Source organism: Anabaena azotica SJ-1 (assembly GCF_047275885.1).
GTDB classification, from domain to species: Bacteria; Cyanobacteriota; Cyanobacteriia; order Cyanobacteriales; family Nostocaceae; genus Trichormus_B; species Trichormus_B azotica_A.
Genome location: NZ_CP178454.1, coordinates 5,849,607 through 5,869,378 on the forward strand (window position 1 = coordinate 5,849,607; position 19,772 = coordinate 5,869,378).

Annotated in this window: 15 protein-coding genes; 6 read left to right on the forward strand and 9 right to left on the reverse strand. The window is 37.5% G+C overall.

Annotated elements, in window-relative coordinates:
* Positions 1-674: 674 nt before the first annotated feature.
* Entirely contained in the window at positions 675-1,637 is a 963-nt protein-coding gene (locus tag ACLLO5_RS25380) for a DUF1517 domain-containing protein (RefSeq protein ID WP_413173243.1), read from the forward strand.
* A gap of 80 nt (positions 1,638-1,717) precedes the next feature.
* Here ACLLO5_RS25380 and ACLLO5_RS25385 read toward each other — a convergent pair whose 3' ends face one another.
* On the reverse strand, positions 1,718-3,265 hold the full coding sequence (locus ACLLO5_RS25385; protein ID WP_413173244.1) for an energy transducer TonB: 1,548 nt from the start codon (positions 3,263-3,265) through the stop codon (positions 1,718-1,720).
* Between the two features lie 285 nt (positions 3,266-3,550).
* Here ACLLO5_RS25385 and ACLLO5_RS25390 point away from each other — a divergent pair, with 285 nt between their 5' ends.
* The 5 genes from ACLLO5_RS25390 to ACLLO5_RS25410 all read left to right on the forward strand — a co-directional run bounded on the left by ACLLO5_RS25390 (position 3,551) and on the right by ACLLO5_RS25410 (position 8,526).
* Complete coding sequence (locus tag ACLLO5_RS25390; RefSeq protein WP_413173245.1) at positions 3,551-4,204, forward strand: MotA/TolQ/ExbB proton channel family protein; 654 nt, start codon at positions 3,551-3,553, stop codon at positions 4,202-4,204.
* Positions 4,188-4,340 (forward strand): hypothetical protein, encoded by a 153-nt coding sequence (locus ACLLO5_RS25395; protein ID WP_413173246.1) that lies wholly within the window; start codon positions 4,188-4,190, stop codon positions 4,338-4,340. Before ACLLO5_RS25390 ends, ACLLO5_RS25395 begins: the two co-directional genes overlap by 17 nt.
* Positions 4,337-5,377, forward strand: a complete 1,041-nt coding sequence (locus tag ACLLO5_RS25400) for a FecCD family ABC transporter permease (protein ID WP_413173247.1) — start codon at positions 4,337-4,339, stop codon at positions 5,375-5,377. Before ACLLO5_RS25395 ends, ACLLO5_RS25400 begins: the two co-directional genes overlap by 4 nt.
* 179 nt (positions 5,378-5,556) lie before the next feature.
* On the forward strand, positions 5,557-6,348 hold the full coding sequence (locus ACLLO5_RS25405; RefSeq protein WP_413173248.1) for an ABC transporter ATP-binding protein: 792 nt from the start codon (positions 5,557-5,559) through the stop codon (positions 6,346-6,348).
* 51 nt (positions 6,349-6,399) lie between these two features.
* Positions 6,400-8,526: an acylase gene (locus ACLLO5_RS25410; protein WP_413176194.1), complete on the forward strand. Its 2,127-nt coding sequence runs from the start codon at positions 6,400-6,402 to the stop codon at positions 8,524-8,526.
* 6 nt (positions 8,527-8,532) lie between these two features.
* Here ACLLO5_RS25410 and ACLLO5_RS25415 read toward each other — a convergent pair whose 3' ends face one another.
* From ACLLO5_RS25415 to ACLLO5_RS25450, 8 genes are all read right to left on the reverse strand, one after another.
* On the reverse strand, positions 8,533-9,330 hold the full coding sequence (locus ACLLO5_RS25415) for an ABC transporter permease (protein WP_413173249.1): 798 nt from the start codon (positions 9,328-9,330) through the stop codon (positions 8,533-8,535).
* The gene (locus ACLLO5_RS25420) at positions 9,330-9,989 is read right to left on the reverse strand and encodes an ATP-binding cassette domain-containing protein (protein ID WP_413173250.1); all 660 of its coding nucleotides are present in this window, start codon (positions 9,987-9,989) and stop codon (positions 9,330-9,332) included. The genes ACLLO5_RS25415 and ACLLO5_RS25420 overlap by 1 nt, the downstream gene beginning before the upstream one ends.
* A gap of 105 nt (positions 9,990-10,094) precedes the next feature.
* Entirely contained in the window at positions 10,095-10,316 is a 222-nt protein-coding gene (locus ACLLO5_RS25425; protein ID WP_413173251.1) for an MbtH family protein, read from the reverse strand.
* Between the two features lie 31 nt (positions 10,317-10,347).
* Positions 10,348-11,802 carry an aspartate aminotransferase family protein gene (locus ACLLO5_RS25430; RefSeq protein ID WP_413173252.1) on the reverse strand — a complete coding sequence of 485 codons (1,455 nt, stop codon included), beginning with the start codon at positions 11,800-11,802 and terminating at the stop codon, positions 10,348-10,350.
* Positions 11,803-11,941: 139 nt separating this feature from the next.
* Positions 11,942-12,697, reverse strand: a complete 756-nt coding sequence (locus ACLLO5_RS25435; protein WP_413173253.1) for a class I SAM-dependent methyltransferase — start codon at positions 12,695-12,697, stop codon at positions 11,942-11,944.
* A 77-nt stretch (positions 12,698-12,774) separates the two neighbouring features.
* On the reverse strand, positions 12,775-17,118 hold the full coding sequence (locus ACLLO5_RS25440) for an amino acid adenylation domain-containing protein (protein ID WP_413173254.1): 4,344 nt from the start codon (positions 17,116-17,118) through the stop codon (positions 12,775-12,777).
* A 47-nt stretch (positions 17,119-17,165) separates the two neighbouring features.
* The gene (locus ACLLO5_RS25445; RefSeq protein ID WP_413173255.1) at positions 17,166-18,218 is read right to left on the reverse strand and encodes a TauD/TfdA family dioxygenase; all 1,053 of its coding nucleotides are present in this window, start codon (positions 18,216-18,218) and stop codon (positions 17,166-17,168) included.
* 6 nt (positions 18,219-18,224) lie between these two features.
* Positions 18,225-19,772, reverse strand: a complete 1,548-nt coding sequence (locus ACLLO5_RS25450; protein ID WP_413173256.1) for a condensation domain-containing protein — start codon at positions 19,770-19,772, stop codon at positions 18,225-18,227.

Genomic DNA, 19,772 nt, shown 5'->3' on the forward strand with positions numbered 1-19,772 from the left:
TGATGACTATTGGCTCATTGTTTACATTTTTGAATTCCTGTATTACTTAAGATAGAAATACTATTACTAATTATATTAATCACTGCCATGATAACTTTAACCCCCTGCCCAACTTTGCTAGGGATTCTTTCCTAATCCGGAAAAAAATAATCTCGCTAAGAAAAAATTTTGTGGTGATGATTTGCGTAATCAGGAGTCAAAATTGTGGCATATAAGTATTTGTGTATCTATACTGTGTAATAATTAAATAATTAATTGATTCCAAAGTTCTGCACTTACAAAGATGTTTTGCGGTACGGTTATCAACGCAAGAAATCCCCCCTCTGTTGACTGCCAACTCAAGATAAGACACGGTAGATTGAATATATATAGCAGGAGTCTGGAGTCAGAATTCAGAAGTAAAACCCTTTTGTATTCTGAATTTCACCTTTAATTGATGTTCTAATCAACCTGTCTAGTGCTATGGCTAATACCATTTGGGATTGGGAATTTTGGACTTTGAATGGTGAAAGTGTTGCTATGTAAGCTTTTCATTTTTTCATCTGTCGCTTTCTTTGTTCCAATTGGGATAAAAATCTCAAATGTATTTGCTTGTAGTTGGTGGTGTCTCCTACGTTGTTAAACTCCTAGCAGTGGTGGAGAAATCTTAAAATTAGTCTTTTTCTGTGATGATTATGCGTAAAAAAATACAACAAATACTCAAACCGCTGTTAAAAATCTCTGTTGTCCTGGGTCTGGTGTTAGCCCTGGCTTTGGGTAATGCTGATGGTGCTTTAGCAGCTCGTACTGGTGGACGAATTGGTGGCGGTTCTTTTAGAATGCCATCTAGCCGCACTTACACACCACGCACCTACGCATCTCCTGGTGGTGGGGGTTATTATCCTGGTGGTGGTGGTTTTGGTTTTCCGTTCTTGATCCCTTTTTGGGGTATTGGGGGTGGTTTTGGTGGTGTGTTTACGATTTTAATATTTTTAGCGATCGCAAACTTTTTAGTCCAATCTTTCCGTCGTGTCAGCAGTGGAGAAACTGAAGATGTCGGTTATGGTAGTAACCCCGAAGTTTCTGTTACCCGCTTACAAGTAGGTTTGTTAGCACAAGCCAGAGAGTTACAAACCGAACTCAACCAAATAGCCGAAAAAGCTGATACTAACTCTCCAGAAGGGAAAGCAGAAATTTTACAAGAAGCGAGTTTAGCTTTATTGCGTCATCCTGAATATTGGGTATATGCGGGTGGTGGTACACAACAAGCAAAATTAAACTCAGCCGAATCTCAATTTAACCGCTTATCATTGGCTGAACGCAGCAAATTTAGCGAAGAAACCCTATCCAACGTTAACAACCAGCTAAAATCTGTCCTGGCTAAAGAATTACCAGGTGATGTAGATAACCCTACCCGTTTGATTAGTGAAGGGCCGGGAGAATATATTATTGTCACCTTACTAGCTGCAACTTTGGGTAAATTTGCAATTGGAAAAATTAACAGCACTGACGAATTACGTCAAGCTTTGAGACAAATTGGCAGTCTTCCCGGTGAGCAAGTTTTAGCAATTGAAGTTTTGTGGACTCCTCAAGCAGAAGGAGATACTTTGACTTCTGATGATTTATTTGCTGAGTATCCTGATTTGACATTGGTTTGATAGTTAAAGCCTCTCCTCGTTGCGGGGAGAGGTTTGGAGAAAAGTCAAATTATTTCGTCAAATTCACGTTAAATTAAGAATTAATTACTCTCACTAGATTGTGATGGTTGTTGATTTGGCTCAGAAGAAGCAGGTTGTTCCAAACGTCGCCGCCGTCTAGTAGATTTAGGAATACTTTCATTATTGGTAGTGACCGAGGAAGCTGGAGTTATTTCCCGTCTTCGTCTTCTTTTCCTTGTTTCTCCTGAAGAAGAAGCAGCATTAGTTGCTGTGGGATTTGTTCTTCTTCTGAGAGCTTCTCCTAAACGCTGTCCTCTATTTGTTGATGAAGTAGAAACCGATTCCGTTGATGCTGCTACATTTCTCCGACGACGAATTCTTCGAGATTCTGTAGTGGATTCCTGGGGAATATTTTCACTAACAGATGTGAGCAATCTTCGGCTGCGTCTTGGAGTTTCAGCATTAGTAGACTCAGTATTTCTGGGTTCGGATTCTCTTTGTTTTTTGCGTTCTTGTATTTGGCGAAATCGTTGAGAACCTGCGATCGCATATTCAGTACCAATACTAACACCTCGTCTACCCCCCGAACTGGGTTTGAGCTTCCATTTTTGCGCCCGTTCTAAATGTTCCGCATCCAACTTCTCATTACCACTGGATCTCAACAACCGAACATTAGTAACATTACCATCACTATCTGTATCAACAGCCACTTCAACCCTACCCTCCACGCCCCTTCTCCTCGCCCAATCTGGATAACTTGTATTGCATTCCCGACAAGCAGCACGTCCATTACCACCACCAGACTTAGTACCTACTTTAGGAGGTGTAGGTGCAGTTGCAACTGTCGAACCACTGCCGCTACCACTACCACTGCCGCTACCACTGCCACTGCCGCTACCACTGCCGCTACCACTGCCGCTACCGCTACCACTGCCAGGAATACCTGAAGAGTTCGATGTTGCTGTTCCATCACCTTCATTACCCTCAGCTGTACCTGGAGAAGATTGTGAAGCTGATTGATTGGCTCGATTATCTCTAATTCCTGCCAGTAATTTGCTTAAATTGGCACTGGATTGTGAAAATGTTTGTACTGTCGTGCCATCTCTAGATGAGGTTTGAGTAAGTATATTTTGGGCAGCAGACACTTTTACTTGAGACTTGGGTTCTAATTTCCTCTCCGAGATAGATTCTTTGGGTATAGAAGGTAAAGGTTTAAGACTTTCTATTTTCGGAAATGAAACCACTGGAGAGGCTTTAGTGGCTACCACTTGGTTTTGTTGTGGTTGCGGCTTGAATTCAGATGTAGAAGAACTATTGTTGATACTCAACCCACCACCCCCGCCACCAGGCTGACTATCTGAACTAGTCAAAATCTGGGATTTTTCGACAACATCAGGTTGTGACTGTTCTGCTGTTTGTAAAGGTTCTGTTTCCGGTGGAGTTTCTACAACAGTAATTTCCAGTGGTTCTTGTACAATTTCCGGTACTTTCATGAGCAGATTACCAATACCAGAAGCCAGCAACCCAATATGTAGAGTCAACGAGCCAATCAAGCTATAGGTTAAAAAAGTTGTCAGTGCCTTTAATTCTCTTTCTCGCTGCTCTAGGGCTGTGCTAGAAAAACTCATATAGTTATTGCTAGATAATTTCATTAATTCTGGAAGAATATCAGAGATGAGATAAAAATGTCAATCAATCACTTTCAGCATTGGTATTTGTGGATTTTAGCCAAAATTGCTTACCAGCAAGTAATTACAGCGATTTTGACCACAGAATAAAATGTATTTATTTCCTTATATATAGCAAAAGATTGACATAAATTCTCATTTGTTCTAATTTGAATTGAGAACTTATATCAGCTATATTTGCTGAACTAGTTGGGAAATCTACTACTAAGGGCTTACAAATCGGACATGGATATTAAAAATCTGTTTATCGCAGGTGGTGTGGTAATGTGGCCTCTGCTGGGTTCTTCTGTGTTGGCGGTGGGGTTGATTATAGAACGGATCAAATTTTGGGTAACAATCAGTACCCGTCAGCAACGGGTAGTCAGAAATGTATTGAATCTCTATCGTCAGCATGATGTAGTCAGTACAATTAATACATTACGAAAGAATGCAGATTTACCCATTGCCCGGATTTTTTTAACAGCTTTGGAGTTAGAAGAACCAAATCCAGAAGAATTTCGTTTGGCTTTGGAGAGTGAAGCCCAGGCAGAAATACCTTTATTCAAACGGTTTAATACAATTTTTGATACCATTATTGCCCTTGCGCCACTGCTAGGATTACTCGGAACTGTTTTAGGTTTGATTGGTTCTTTTGCTTCTCTCAATATTGGTGATGTTGGGGGAACAAAAGCGGCTGGGGTCACTAGCGGTATTAGTGAAGCCTTGGTTTCTACCGCTACTGGGTTAATTGTGGCAATTTTTACCCTTGTTTTTGCTAATACCTTCCGAGGATTTTATCAACGACAATTGGCTTTGATTCAAGAATATGGTGGACAGTTAGAACTTTTATATCGTCGTCGTTATGAAAGAGGAGAAAAAGCGTATGCGTCTACAAGATGAACCGGAATTACCCGCACAGATTAATATTGTGCCGATGATTGCAGATATTTCTGCCCGTTTCCTCCTCAAACCCCTGGAATTACTGGTTGGCTCTCCTTTTTTTGTCTACCTGGCTAAACCAAAGGTGAAAAAATGAAGGCTGATTGGTTGGTTATCCGTTCCTGGGCGATATCTTTTCGTATAGACCGGCGTGTACCAGTGATGCTGTTTTTTTTACTAACAGTGATTGGGGTAGCAATGGTGATGAATGTGGGTAGGGGTGAATATCCAATCTCTTTTGTGGATATTATTAAAACTTTATTGGGTGTAAATACGGGAAACCCTGACCATTTATTTGTGATTAACACCTTGCGTCTACCTCGTACCCTTGTCGCTTTTATGGTGGGAGTGGCGCTGGCTATTTCTGGTACTATTTTCCAAGGTTTAACACGCAATCCCTTGGCTGATCCTGGTATTATTGGTATCAATTCTGGGGCAAGTTTGGCCGCAGTTACAGTTATTGTTTTATTTCCTTCGGCACCTATTTACACTTTACCTTTATCAGCGTTTTTTGGTGCTTTGTTGATGGCGGCTTTAATTTACTGGTTAGCTTGGAATAATGGCAGTTCGCCGATTTTATTAATTTTAATGGGTGTGGGTTTATCTGCGATCGCTACTGCCTTCACCAATTTAATGATTACCTTCGGTGACATTTACAGTGTTAGTGATGCTTTGGTGTGGTTAGCTGGTAGTGTGTACGGACGCACCTGGGAGCAAGTATTTTCATTTTTACCTTGGTTGATTATTTTTGTACCCATGTCTTTATTACTAGCAAGACATTTGAACGCCTTAAATTTAGGAGATGATGTTGCTAGAAGTTTAGGAATTTCCGTAGAAATTCAGCGTAGTTTATTGCTATTGGTAGCGGTAGCATTAGCTGGTGCATCAGTAGCCACTGCGGGAATGATCGGTTTTGTTGGTTTAATTGCACCCCATTTAGGCAGACAATTAGTAGGTACAAATCATCAAGGTTTAATCCCCACATCAGCACTGTTAGGGGGAATGATTGTTACTGTTGCAGACTTATTAGGAAGAACTTTATTTACACCTATTGAAATTCCTTGTGGAGTTGTTACTGCTGCTGTGGGCGCTCCTTATTTTTTATATTTATTAATTCGGAATCGGAAAAAATAGGTGACAGGGAACAGGTGACAGGTGACAGGTGACAGGTGACAGCGAAGAAAGAAGCAGAGGAGGAGAAGGAGGGGAGCAGGGGGAAATTATTTTTAGTTTCCTAATTACCAATTATCACTTATAAATTACCAATTACCATTACAAAATCTAAAATCTAAAATCTAAAATCTAAAATTCTTATGAAAGGTTTATCAACTAAAAGTTTAACTTTAGCTTATGATGGTACTACTATTATCCGTGATTTAAATTTAGCAATACCTAACGGAAAAATTAGTGCTTTAGTTGGTGCTAATGGTTGTGGAAAATCTACATTATTAAGAGGGTTGGCAAGATTACTTAAACCTAGCCTTGGTGCTGTATATCTGGATGGAGAATCTATTTTTCAGCTTTCGACAAAAGAAGTAGCTCAACAATTAGGAATTTTGCCTCAAAGCCCGGTAGCACCAGAAGGTTTGACAGTTAAAGATTTAGTAGCACAAGGGCGTTATCCCTATCAAAATTGGTTACAACAATGGTCACAACAAGATGAAAAAATTGTTAACCAAGCATTAGAAATTACCGATTTATGCAAATTATCAGAAAGAGCATTAGATACTTTATCTGGTGGACAAAGACAAAGAGCTTGGATTGCCATGGCATTAGCTCAAGATACAGATATTTTACTATTAGATGAACCAACTACTTTTTTAGATTTGGCACACCAAATAGAAGTTTTAGATTTGTTGTATGAATTGAACCAGCATCAAAATAGAACTATTGTCATGGTGTTACATGATTTAAATCAAGCTTGTCGTTATGCTGATTATTTAGTAGCAGTTAAAGAAGGCAGAATTTTTACTGCTGGAGAACCACAAGAAGTAATGACTGAGGAAATGGTAAAAGAGGTTTTTGGGTTAGAGTGTCGTGTTGTTGCTGACCCAGTTGTGGGAACACCCATGTGTGTACCAATAGGACGTAAAGGTAAAGGTTAATTAATAGAATTAAATGGAATAATTTGGATAATTTTCTCACAAATGAATACAATGTTTATTGCTGCAAAAACTAAATTTGATTATTCTCTAGTCTGGCGACAAAAATCACGCAGATTTTTACCTTTTTTACTTGGCATCATATTTACTTTGGTGGTGAGTAGTCAAAGTTTTAGTGCTGTTCCCAAATCAACAGAAATCCTGTGGGATACTTACGGCATCCCACATATTTATGGCAATAGCCATCAGGGTGCTTTTAAAGCGTTTGGCTGGGCGCAAATGCAAAGTCACGGTAATTTGTTATTACGTCTTTATGGACAAGCACGAGGAAAGGCGGCTGAATATTGGGGAGAAAAATATTTAGAATCGGATAAGTGGGTACTAACAATGGATGTACCTAAACGAGCTAATGCTTGGTATGAAGCACAAAGTTCTGGGTTTCGCAGTTATCTGGATGCTTTTGCGGCTGGAATTAATGCCTATGCTCAAGAACATCCTGATTTAATTGACGAGCAAGTAAAAGTGGTGCTACCTGTTACACCCCAGGATGTACTCAGTCACCTGCAAAGGTTACTGCTGTTTACGTTTGTCGTTGATCCGGGAAGAGTGGCAGATATTAATGATACAAAGTCTGCCCCTGGTTCTAATGGTTGGGCGATCGCCCCTTCTCATTCCCAAAGTGGCAAGGCTATGTTATTGGCAAATCCCCATACCCCTTGGAGTAATTTATTTTTATGGTACGAAGCCCAAATTACCACCCCAGGCATTGATGCGTATGGTGCAACACTGGTTGGTATTCCCGTGTTAGCGATCGCCTTCAATGACAATTTAGGTTGGACTCACACCGTTAACACCCATGATGGTTGGGATGCCTACGAACTAAAATTACAAAAAGATGGTTATCTTTTCGATCACAAAGTTCTCCCCTTTGAAACCACAAACTTTTCATTAAAAGTCAAACAAAAAAATGGCTCATTCCAAGAGCAAATATTGTCAGTTAAAAACTCTATTCACGGACCTATAATTAGCGAAAAAAATAATAAAGCCATCGCACTAAGGGTAGTTGGTCAAGATAGACCAGGCATATTAGAACAGTGGTGGGATATGGCAAAATCCCCAAATCTCGGTACATTTGAAAAAGTAGTACAACGGTTACAATTACCGATGTTTACCATCATTTATGCCGACGGAAAAGGACATATTATGCACCTGTTTAACGGTCTAGTTCCCGTGCGAAAAGAAGGAGATTTTAAATATTGGCAAGGCATTATTCCTGGTGACACATCCAAAACTTTATGGACTAAATTTCACCCTTATCAAGATTTACCAAAAGTAATTGATCCGCCCAGTGGTTGGTTACAAAATGCCAATGATTCACCTTGGACAACTACTTTTCCCACAGCTATCAAAGCAGATAATTATCCATCTTATATAGCACCACGGGGTCCCATGGATTTCCGCCCCCAACGATCTGCCAGAATGTTAGCCGAAGATCAAAGTATTTCCTTTGAGGAAATGATTACCTACAAGCATTCTACACGCATGGAATTAGCAGACCGAATTCTTGATGATTTAATTCCCGCCGCCCGAAAATATGGTAACGAACTAGCAAAACGAGCCGCTGATGTCTTAGCAAAATGGGATAAACAAGCGGATGCAGATAGTAGGGGTGCAGTTTTATTTACCGCTTGGGCAGATAAATTAGATTTTGATACAGCCTTTAGTCAAGCTTGGAGTGAAAGCCAACCCCGCACTACACCTGATGGTTTAGCTAACCCTAAAGCAGCGGTCAAATTATTAGAAACAGTAGCGGCTGAAGTAGAAAAAAAATATGGCAGCTTAGATGTTAACTGGGGAAAAGTTTTCCGTCTGCGTATTGGAAAAATAAATTTACCAGGCAACGGTAGTGATGGATATTTAGGACTTTTTAGAGTTGTTAATTTTGCACCAGAAACAGAAGGACGTTTTCAAGCCGTGAGTGGTGATTCCTTTGTAGCAGCAGTAGAATTTTCTCAACCAGTACGCGCAATGGCACTTACCAGCTACGGAAATGCGACACAACCAAATTCACGCCATATAGGTGACCAGTTACAACTATTTGCTGAAAAAAAGTTGCGTCCTGTGTGGCGAACAAAAAATGAAATTAATGCTCATTTAGAAGCAAGAGAAGTATTTAATTGATCATGTCTACCCTTGTTTAGATAAAGCATCTTTCATTTGATGTTTCTGATTAAATAATGCCAAAAATGCCAATAATACGACACCCATTGTAGAAATAGCTGTTCCTGATGCTTGGGCAAAAATAATCACAATTTGATAACGTATGGCATCAGATGGACTTGCACCAGCTAAAATTTGTCCCGTCATCATTCCCGGTAAACTTACTAATCCCATCACCATCATCGAATTAATAGTAGGAATCATCCCGACTCTCAAAGCTTCTCTGATGGTTTGATGGGCAGCTTCCCAACGAGTTGCACCCAAAGTTAACAATGCTTCAATTTGTTCTTTACGATTAATTAAATCATCTGTAAATCGTTCTAAACTTAGAGAAGTTCCTGTTAAGGAATTGCCTAGAATCATGCCCAATAAAGGAATTAAATACTGAGGATCATACCAAGGTTTTACTTGAATAATGCCGCTAACTGTGAAACCTGTAACTAAAAATGAACCACATAATAAAGAAATAAAATTATTCCAGTAAATACTATTAAAGCGGCGACGAGTACGATTAACACTCGATATCACCGCCATAATTGTCATAGCAAAAGCTACACATATAATTAATAATGGATTGCGTAAAGTAAATACCCATTGTAGTATATATCCCACCATGAGTAACTGCACTACCATTCGCAAAGAAGCAATTAATAGATTTTTCCCCAATCCTAAATTCAAAATCCATGAAAGAGCTATATTAATAAAAATAAATAAAGCTGCTAATGCTAGTTGAGTGTAACTAATAGCAATATAAGTTTTAGTCATTATTCTTGAATTTTAACGTGAATTTTACGATTTGTCATACGTTCCAATTGAGTGGGATCATGACTTGTCCAAAGATATGCTCTTTGTGGATCTTGCTTTTGCCAAGCTATTACCAAATTTTCTAAACAATGGACTGTTTCTGGATCTAATGAAGCGGTAGGTTCATCGAGTAATAAGAGAAGAGGTGAAAGTTGTAAAGCCCGTAAAAAAGCCACAATTTGTGCTTCACCTCCAGAAATTGCACTCACAGGACGGTGTAAAAAATCAATAGGTTTATGTAAAAGTTGTAAATAATCTAGAATTAATTGTTGGTCGTAAACTTTATGACGATGGATTGCTAAACGATACACTTGTTTGAGGTTATCTTCCACAGTTCCTTCCCAAAGTGCAGGACGTTGATGGAGATAGATTACTTGAGAACGATAGTGGGGAATATATTGAGAATCAATAGATTTCCCTTGCCACAAAAATTGTCCTGATTGAATAGAATCCAGATGTGCGATCGCTCTTAATAATAAACTCTTACCAGAACCGGAAGCACCAACTACAGCAACTTGTTCTCCAGGTAATATTTCAAAATTTAAATTACACCAAATCCACTGATTATTAATTTTTCTGCCTACCTTTTGAGCAGATAAAATAGCATGATTAGTAGACATTAATACTACACTAGCTGCTCCCATCATTGATTTTAATAAATAAAAAAAATTAGAGAGGAGATAATTAACCTCTCTAGACAATAACTACAAAGATTGTTGGCACTACTAACTGTTACTAGCAGTTTCTTCCATTTGCTTTCGTAAACTTAGAGGTCGCATATCAGTCCAAACTTCCTTAATATATTCTAGACACTCTGATTTCAAGCCTATTTTACCTGCATCTCTCCAACCAATGGCATTTTTTCTATCAGCAGGCCAGATAGAATATTGTTCTTCATGGTTAAAGACAACTTTGTAAATTGTTGTATCTTCTGTTGTTGTTTGCATCTTTTTTATCTCCTATTAGTGAACTAAAATCTCAAACAGCAGCACGGGGTGGTAAAAACCCTCCAGACCTTAGTTGTTCTACACTATCCTTAACAGCTTGAATAATATAATTGATATCTTCATCTGTATGGACAGTTGATAAATAACCACTAACCCCTAAAAGGTGAACTCCTTGATCAAGCAGATGATATTTTAATAAGCTCATAGCTATTGAAGCAGCAGAATTTCCTTCGGCAAGTTCTACAGAAGCAGAACCAAATAGGGAGCCAAAGTTTGCCATTCGTAAGGGTAGTCCTTCTGCGGCAAAATAATTATTCAAAGCTGTAACGAATAGTGTTGTTCGTTCATTCAACTTTTGATGCAGTGATGACCCTTCACTTTGTAAATATTGCAAAACTGCTTTTGCAGCCCTCATTGCTAAGGGATGCTTACAAAAAGTACCTGCAAAAAATGTTTTTTGTATTTGCGGGTAGGAATCATCGCCATAATTCCACATACCGCCATCAATTGCATCCATATATTTACTTTTACCAGCAATCACCCCAATTGGCATTCCACCACCAACAATTTTTCCATAGGTAGCTATGTCAGCTTGTACACCAAAATGAGCCTGTGCGCCACCAGGATGAATGCGAAAGCCTGTCACCATTTCATCAAAAATTAAAGCAATTTCAGTTGCTTGTGTTAATTCCCGTAATTGGCACAGAAATTCCTTTGGCTGTAAAGCTGGTCTACTAGTTTGTACAGGAACTACCAAAACTGCTGCTAATTCTTGCTGATGAGTTTTGATGATTTCTAAAGACTCAGGATTGCCATAATCTAACACTAAAACATCATTAACAAAATTTGGTATTACTCCCGGTGCTAATGGTAGAGCAGAGTGATTATTTTCTGTTTTATTTGCTTTAATTAAAGTACCATCAAAATGACCATGATAAGAACCCGAAAAGATCACAATTTTATTACGTCCTGTAACTGCTCTAGCAATGCGGACAGCACTCATTACCGCTTCTGTACCTGTATTGCTAAAACAAACCCGCTCCATTCCAGTAAATTGAGAAACTAACTCAGCTACCTCACCAACAAGTTCTGATTGGGGTCCAATTTGAATGCCTTTATCCATTTGAGTGATTAAAGCTTCTTTAATAAAAGATGGGTTATGCCCAAAAAAATTGATACCCAATCCCATCATGACATCTACATATTCATTACCATCTACATCCCAGATTTTAGAACCCAAAGACCGACTAGCAACTATGGGATAATACATCTCTTTGAAGAGTAAATTAAACTCTCCTAAGTTTTTATCATCAGCTAAAAATGCGCGAGAAGTTTGGGAAATTTGCTTTGATGTTTTAGTTCGTGTGCTATAGCGATTGATAAAGTATTTCAAATACTGCTGTTGCTGGTTATTTAGTCCTGCTTTAGCTAACAGGTTGCTTAAATTGTCTGAATGTTGAGGTAATTTAACTTGTTGTGCATTCATAATTTTTATTTTCCTACCTAATGATAAAGTTCCCTAAAAATTTAGATGAGGTTTATTTAATTTATATAGCCTCATACTTTGCCTCAATAAAAAATAAGCCAGAGCCTGCCTAAACAGGCTTGATTCTTATAGTTGTAGACTAATTATTTACACGCTTATGGCAAACAAAATAGGCGCTACCAGGCATTTGAGCTATTTTTAGATCATGATGTGAATCATAACTGTGAATGTTGCTAAAACCAGCCTTTTTCAAAGCAGATATAAGTTCTTCTTTGGTATAGCATTTCTCTAAAATAGTGCTATCCAAACGCTGCCATGTTTTCTCTATCAACGAGAATATAGTCAAATTAATTGTAGCTATTTGAGTTTCTAAATCGTAGCTATTTCGCGCAGCCCAAGCGTAGTCTTCTTTCACGTTACCAGTAATTTTTCCGTCCCAGTTGTACTTGTATTCTTCTTCTAAAAACAGATAAAACAAGAATGTACCATTGTCTAACAGAGCTTGATAAATATTTTTAAACACACTCGTTAATTCTTCTAGGCTCATTACATGGTTAAAAGCTCCAATTGAAATCACTGCATCAAAGGTAGGAGAAAAATCAAGAAGACGCGCATCATTAAAAATTAATTTTGCTTCTGGTGCGTTTTCACGTGCATAGCGGAGCATTCCTTCTGAAGGATCAATTCCTGTTACTTGATAGCCTTTTTCAATTAGCTTTTGTGCCAATTGTCCTGTACCACAACCAATGTCGAGAATTTGTGTATCCTTGACTAAATTTGGTAAGATTAATGTTTCTAAAGCTGGTATTGTCTCTTTGAGAACTCCTAAAGCCCAATCTTCATTATATATATGTGCTAGAGGATCATAAGCAGCATAAAGATTTGTAGTAGTCATACAATTTGTCTCCTGATTTAGTTAAAAAATTTGTGAATGATTTGGATTTTTTTCTTTTTTGAAAATGTCTCTTATCTTCAAAATGTAGTTTTCATAAATCCTTGCTCCATTAGATAAGAAAAGTAAACGCCTAGTAACTGATCATCTATTGAAGGACAATTAATAGAAGTAGTTACTAAACCATTGGTAACGTTTTGGTAATCAAACTGTAAAAATCCTGATTTAGAATTTTCTTCTTGAGCTTGTCTGGCTGGGAAAAATGGCACTAATGAATACAAAGGATGCTCTAATGAACCTTGAGTAATATTGAGTAATTTCTCTCGCCACTGGTCATAGGAAATTTGTTCAATTGCATAACCCAAGGCGCGAATATGGTCAATAAGTGTATTTGAGTGGAGAGTTTGGGGATGTACTAAATGAAAGGTTTTACCAAAAGATTCTTCCTGCTGGGATAAATGAACTATGGCTTTGCTGACATAATCTACAGGAACTATATTTTCTCTAATATCTATATCTGGCACACTTCCTAACTGCACACAACCGATGATCAATTTATAGAGAAAGTCATTTCTATTAAAAACACCAGTTTGGCTATGTCCAGATATACGAGATGGTCTGTAAATAGAGATGGGAATTCCTCTTTCAGCCGCAGTTTGTATTAATTTTTCAGCTACCCATTTAGTTTGACAATATCCATTGTGAGGAAATTCGTTTTCATTCAGACTATCCTGTTCTCGAACTAATTTAACGACCGATTCAACTTTTGCTGCTACAACACCAGAGCTAGAAATAAAATGTACTGGTTTGGTTTTAACTTGACTAGCTAATCTCAGTATTTCTTGTGTACCTAGTACGTTTGCCGGTTTGAGAATGGAGTAGGGATAAATATGATGTACCCAAGCACCATTATGGTAGATGATATCAATTGTGGATGCTAATTGTTGAAATTTTTCAGTTTCTAAACCCAACAGTGGCTTGGATAAATCGCCGATAATCGGAATGATTCTAGAACTCCAAATTTCCTGCCAAATTCCATAAGATTCGAGGGTAGTTTGTAGTTTTCTATGGCTATCCTCACGATTTGCCGAACGCACTAAGCAATAAATATCTGCTGTGGTTTGTTGCAGTAGTTCAGCTAGTAAAAATGCTCCTAAAAAGCCTGTAGCTCCAGTTAAGAGAATTGCTTTGGGTTCTGGGATAAACGCACCAACAGTTTGAGGATAAATTGTGTGGTCTAAAACAGTTTCAGCTTTGAGATCTAAGGTAGGATGCTCAACTTCTGTTTGACAAACTTGATCAATATTTGCTGCTAAACCTGCTACGGTGGGTTTTTCTAACAAACTGCGTAAAGATATATCCAAGTTAAAAGCTTTTTTAACTTTGGCAAGTAACTGAGTTGTTAATAAAGAATGTCCACCCAATTCAAAGAAGTTGTCGTAAATGCTAACTTTTTCAACATTTAAAACTTCCGCCCAGATTTGAGTTAGCTTTTCTTCTACAGGAGTGCGAGGAGAAACAAATTCTCCGATTAAATCTGAACGGATTTCCTCTGGTGAGGGTAGTGTTTTTCTATCAATTTTACCATTAGGACTTAGGGGTAATTCTTTGAGTAGCACTACAGCCGACGGTAGCATAAATTCCGGCAGTTTATCTTTTAGGAAGTTGCGTAGTTCATTAACTGTAGTGGTTGATTTTGACTGAGGAACTACATAAGCAACTAAGCGTTTGTTTCCTGGTACATCTTCACGGGCAATAACTACTGCTTCCTGGACTTCTGGATATTGATTTAATAAGGCTTCAATTTCACCTAATTCAATGCGGAAGCCGCGAATTTTTACTTGGTTGTCAATGCGTCCTAAAAACTCAATATTGCCATCACTAAGATATCGCGCTAAATCCCCAGTTTTATACAGACTCGTTCCTGGCTGTTGACTGAAGGGGTGAGGAATGAATTTCTCAGATGTAATTTCTGGTTGATTTAAATACCCTCTGGCTAATCCTTCACCACTAATATAAATTTCCCCAGGAACACCAATAGAAACCGGCTGTAAGTGAGAGTCTAGGATATATATTTGTGTGTTGGCTATGGGACGACCAATAGATATTTGTGTGCTATTTTTTGAACAATTGTATACACTACTCCAAACGGTTGCTTCTGTCGGACCATACTCGTTAAATAGAGATGTTTTCGACTGTAATTGAGAGTGATGTTCTAGCAATTCTGGTGGACAAGCTTCACCTGCAACTATGACAGCAAGTAGGGAATTTAATTGTTGTGGTTTTGCTTGTTGTAAAATTAGCGCATATAGAGAAGGAAGACTTAATAAATGGGAAATACGATTTTGGGAAATTAATTCTACTAGTTTAGGTACTTCCCGTTGTACACCTTCTTCTGGTAAGTGTAGAGTCCCACCACAACAAAGTGTCCAGAAAATCCCCGCAACTGAACTATCAAATGCAAAAGATGAAAGTAATAAAAAGCTGGTGACAGGTGCTTGATAGTAGGAGATACGTGCAGTTGTGGAGTGAACTAAATTTTTATGTGTAATTTGTACTCCTTTAGGTTTACCTGTAGAACCAGAAGTGTAGATGACGTAAGCTAAGTTTTCAGAAGATACTGTGATCAGAGGGTTGTCCTGATTCTCCTGTGCTACGGTTTCCCAATCTGTATCTAAGTAAATTATTTGGGTATTTTGGAGATGATCCCCCCCGGATATTTCTAGTAAATGCTGTTGAGTTAATAATATAGATACTTGAGTATCTTCTAACATGAAGGCTAAACGTTCTTGGGGATAGTGTGGGTCGAGGGGAACGTAAGCACCACCAGCTTTGAGAATACCCAAGATCCCAATGAGCATTTCTAGGGAACGTTCCACACAAATTCCCACTAATACTTCTGCACCTACACCTAAACTTTGCAAGTAATTGGCCAGTTGATTTGCACGTGCATTCAGTTCAGTGTATGTAAGTTGTTGATTGTTAAATGCAACGGCGATATTATTTGGTGTGCGTTTTACTTGTTCGGTAAATAACTGATGAATGCACTGTTTTTCTAGGTAATTAATATCAGTTTGATTGAACTCAAATAGAAGCTGGTGCAGAGTGCGATCGCTTAAAATATTCAACTTACTAATAACCTCTTTTGGATTATTAATAACACTGGCTAATAACTGATGAAAATTCTCTGCTATTAGTTCAATACTTTCTGCATTGAATACATTAGAATCATACTCAAAATCTAGATTTAAAGCTTCAGATTGCTGTTGACAAGACAACTTTATTTTAAATCTTTCAATGCAAGTGAACTGCTGTTCAATAGAAAATTTTACATCTCCTGCATAACAAATCACAGATTTTTGGTGAAAATCAAACCCAAAAGGTAAATTAGTTACTTTTGTATTCAAATCATTAATTTGCCCCCAACTAAAACATTCTTGCCATTTATTGATTTCTTCTATAGATTCATTGATTTGTTGTAAAATTTGGCTAAAACTGAAATTACCTTCTAAATGAGAATGTAGAGGTAAATATTTAGTAAACAAACCTAACGCACTTTTTAATTCATCATATTTTCTCCCATCTATACCTACACCAATAACAATTTCTGATTGCTCAAGCAGCCGCCACAGTAAAACCTGCCAGCAAGTAAGCAGAAATATAGAACTAGAAGTATGATATTTTTGAGCTATAATTTCTATTTTTTGCAGCAAATCACCATTAATTATGGAGTTGATAGCTTTTGGCTCAAATTGATGCTGATCTGAATTATCAATTTCGTAAGGTAGCTTTAAATTCTCAATAACAGATAAGTTTTGCTGCGACCAATATTTTCTACCAATTTCTGTTTCTTCTACTTCTAATATTTGGTTTTGCCATTCAGAAAAATCTGCATATTGTAGTGGTTCTTCAGATAATTCACTATCCAGATTCCCTGAATAAGCACTAGCAATTTCTCGCATTAAATTATAGAGAGTGACAGTATCACCACAGATTGCAGGTAAACTAAGATATAAAACGTGCTTTTCTAAGGAGAGATTAATTAAAGCAGTTTGTAAAATTAAACCTGTTTCTAAATCAAAAGGTAAACATCTCAAATCTTGAACAATTGCCTTAATTTTATGATCTTGTTCCTCAGTAGTCAAATTGCTCAGATTGTATTTTTGAGCAAAATTTATTTTGCTATTTGTAATTTCCTGAACTGGGATTGTCATCCCTGGTAGACAACGAAAACGGGTGCGGAGTATTTCATGGCGATTAACAACATCTTGTAAAGCTAAATTTAAGCGTTTTACATCAAAAAAGCCTGTAATTGAAATTATACAATCACTGCGATATACCGATTTATGATCAAGTTGTTGTAGCAACCATAAATGCTCCTGCTGTGGAGAAAGTCGAAATCCTTCTATAGTTGGTGCTTGCATTTTTATTCCTCTTGATTTTTTATTTATATTGATTGATGGTTGTGGTTTTATACTGCAACTGAAGGAGTATAAGGTTCAGCCATTCCTACTAAAATTTTTCTGGGTGGAACATAGGGATTACGCGCATGGATAGCTAACATATTATCGAGCATCAATACATCTCCCTTTTCCCACGTAAAACTCAGCATTTGCTGTTGATATGCTTGACGCAGATGCTCTAAAACTTCCGGTTCAATTACAGAACCATCGCCATAATATGTATTTGTTGGTAAATCTTCTTCTTTAAAAGCAGATAATAAAGAATTACGAATTTTTGGTTCTAATGTGGAAACATGGAAAAAAGTTGCATGATTAAACCAAACCATTTCATCGGTGATGGGATGTTTAATAATAGCTGGGCCAACTTGGCGGGTTCTTAATTTATTACCCTCTTTCCATTCAAAATCAATTTTGTTTTTATAGCAATATTCTTCTACTTTGGCTTTTTCTGTACTTTGAAAAACTGTTTGCCAAGGTAAGCCAAACCCATCACCAAAGTTACGCATATACATAACTTTTTTTTCAATGAATTTTTCTCTGATATTGGGGTCAATATTAGCGAAAACTTGACGACAATTACCAATTGGTGTTTCTCCTCCTTGGGCTGGTGGAGTTTGACAAAAGAAGAATATTTTTAAAGGAAAAGTAGGCGAATAAGCGTGTTCGTTGTGAGGGAATATACTTTGGTCAGATGGATAATCAGTAGAAGTGTAAATCCTTCCTGCAACTTGAGTCCGTGGTGAGGCTCGATAGCGATATTCCAAAGCTTCTCCACAAATAGCAGCTATAATTTGCTCAAATTCTTCTATTGATGTGACATTGAACCCCCGAAATAGAATTGCTGTGTATTGTAATAATTGATTTTTAATAAACTCTCGATTATTTAAAGACCATGAAAGTAAATCTATACCTTTAACGTTTGGTCTAATTACGAGAGGGAACTTATTTTCAAGCTGGATAAACTCTGTGGAAATCATTTCATCTGGAGAAATAACAACAGATTTACGCTTGATATTTTTGGGACTAGTAATACTGGATATTGGGTTGTCAAAGTTGTTCATATTTTTCTATTGGTTGCTAACTCTGCGTTTAATATTTTTTAAGCTATGCTTAATAGACAGTTCATAATTTTGTGTTTGAGCTTGATGCAGTTGTTGATCTGATTCTGAAAGAATATTTTTAAGTTCACTCAAATGAGTTTCTGGATATGTGGCTATTTTGGTGAGCAGGGCTTGAAAATTGGTGGATATTCGACTAATAGTGGAAGTTTCAAATAAATCTGTACTGTAAACCCATGAACCACATAATCCTCGGTTTGTTTCGGATAATTCTAGTAATAAGTCAAATTGAGAAGATTTTTTTTCTACTGCCAGCGGTGTTATTGTTAAACCAGAAAATTCTAATGTAGGATTTTGAGTATTTTCTAATACTAGCTTGACGTTAAATAGGGGTGTATGAGATAAATTTCTTTTGGGATTTAAAACTTCTACTAATTTATCAAATGGGACATATTGGTGAGCATAAGCTTCCAGGCTTGTCTCCTTTACTTGCTGTAGTATTTCTAGAAATTTAGGATTACCAAATAAGTTTGTACGCAAAACTATTTGATTAACAAAAAAACCGATTAACTCCTTATTTTCAATTTGATTTCGGTTGGCAATATCAGTACCAATTACAATATCTTCTTGATTGGTGTACCAATGCAGCAAAATATTAAATGCTGCGAGCAGAGTCATAAATAAAGTTATACCTTCTTTGTTATTTAAGGTTTTAAGTTTGTCTGATACAGCTTTTGGTATTACAAAAGATTGCTGTTCTCCTCTGTAAGTTTGAATGGCTGGTCTGGGGTGATCAAAAGGTAGATTTAATTCAGGAATTGAGTTAGCGAGTTGTTGCTGCCAGTATCTGATCTGTGTGTCTAATTCCTGACCCTGTAACCACCGTCTCTGCCAAATTGCAAAATCAGCATATTGGATTGGTAGTTCAGGAAGTGGTGATGAATAACCACGAGAAAAGGCTTCATAAAGTGTGGTAATTTCGCGAATTAAAACATCTATAGACCAGCCATCAGCAATAATATGATGCATTGACACAAACAAAGCATATTCTCTTGCTTCCAGTTGCACTAAGGTGACTCGTAATAAGGAATCTTTTGTTAAATCAAAGGTAAATTTTATTTCCTCATTAGCTATTCGTGAAACTTCCGTTTGTTTTTGAGATGGAGAAAGTTCTTGTAAATTTAATAGTTTTAGCTTGAATACAGTAGTAGGATTAATTACCTGAAGTGGTTGTCCATCAACTACGGTAAATGTAGTCCGTAAAATTTCGTGACGGGACACGACTTCTTGGAAGCTTTGTTCTAATGCTGGAACATTTAGTAAACCTATCAACCGCATTGATTGACATATATTAAATGCTGGATTTCCAGGCTCTAGTTGGTCGAGATACCATAACCTCTGCTGGGAAAAGGAAAGGGGCAACAAGTTGGAATTTCGAGTTTGGGGAAGTATTCGTTGGTGTGAAATATTGTCCTGTTTGTTGTTGTTTAGCTTTTGTAGCAGAATCTGGCGTTTTTCTGGAGAAAGCGCAGCAATACGTTTCGCAAGGTCTGTCAT

What these genes read in the sequence shown, in the direction of transcription:
- ACLLO5_RS25380 (WP_413173243.1), top strand. Translation starts at nt 675, where the DNA reads ATGCGTAAAAAAATACAACAAATACTCAAACCGCTGTTAAAAATCTCT.
- ACLLO5_RS25385 (WP_413173244.1), bottom strand. Translation starts at nt 3,265, where the DNA reads ATGAGTTTTTCTAGCACAGCCCTAGAGCAGCGAGAAAGAGAATTAAAG.
- ACLLO5_RS25390 (WP_413173245.1), top strand. Translation starts at nt 3,551, where the DNA reads ATGGATATTAAAAATCTGTTTATCGCAGGTGGTGTGGTAATGTGGCCT.
- ACLLO5_RS25395 (WP_413173246.1), top strand. Translation starts at nt 4,188, where the DNA reads ATGCGTCTACAAGATGAACCGGAATTACCCGCACAGATTAATATTGTG.
- ACLLO5_RS25400 (WP_413173247.1), top strand. Translation starts at nt 4,337, where the DNA reads ATGAAGGCTGATTGGTTGGTTATCCGTTCCTGGGCGATATCTTTTCGT.
- ACLLO5_RS25405 (WP_413173248.1), top strand. Translation starts at nt 5,557, where the DNA reads ATGAAAGGTTTATCAACTAAAAGTTTAACTTTAGCTTATGATGGTACT.
- ACLLO5_RS25410 (WP_413176194.1), top strand. Translation starts at nt 6,400, where the DNA reads ATGTTTATTGCTGCAAAAACTAAATTTGATTATTCTCTAGTCTGGCGA.
- ACLLO5_RS25415 (WP_413173249.1), bottom strand. Translation starts at nt 9,330, where the DNA reads ATGACTAAAACTTATATTGCTATTAGTTACACTCAACTAGCATTAGCA.
- ACLLO5_RS25420 (WP_413173250.1), bottom strand. Translation starts at nt 9,989, where the DNA reads ATGTCTACTAATCATGCTATTTTATCTGCTCAAAAGGTAGGCAGAAAA.
- ACLLO5_RS25425 (WP_413173251.1), bottom strand. Translation starts at nt 10,316, where the DNA reads ATGCAAACAACAACAGAAGATACAACAATTTACAAAGTTGTCTTTAAC.
- ACLLO5_RS25430 (WP_413173252.1), bottom strand. Translation starts at nt 11,802, where the DNA reads ATGAATGCACAACAAGTTAAATTACCTCAACATTCAGACAATTTAAGC.
- ACLLO5_RS25435 (WP_413173253.1), bottom strand. Translation starts at nt 12,697, where the DNA reads ATGACTACTACAAATCTTTATGCTGCTTATGATCCTCTAGCACATATA.
- ACLLO5_RS25440 (WP_413173254.1), bottom strand. Translation starts at nt 17,118, where the DNA reads ATGCAAGCACCAACTATAGAAGGATTTCGACTTTCTCCACAGCAGGAG.
- ACLLO5_RS25445 (WP_413173255.1), bottom strand. Translation starts at nt 18,218, where the DNA reads ATGAACAACTTTGACAACCCAATATCCAGTATTACTAGTCCCAAAAAT.
- ACLLO5_RS25450 (WP_413173256.1), bottom strand. Translation starts at nt 19,772, where the DNA reads ATGACAGACCTTGCGAAACGTATTGCTGCGCTTTCTCCAGAAAAACGC.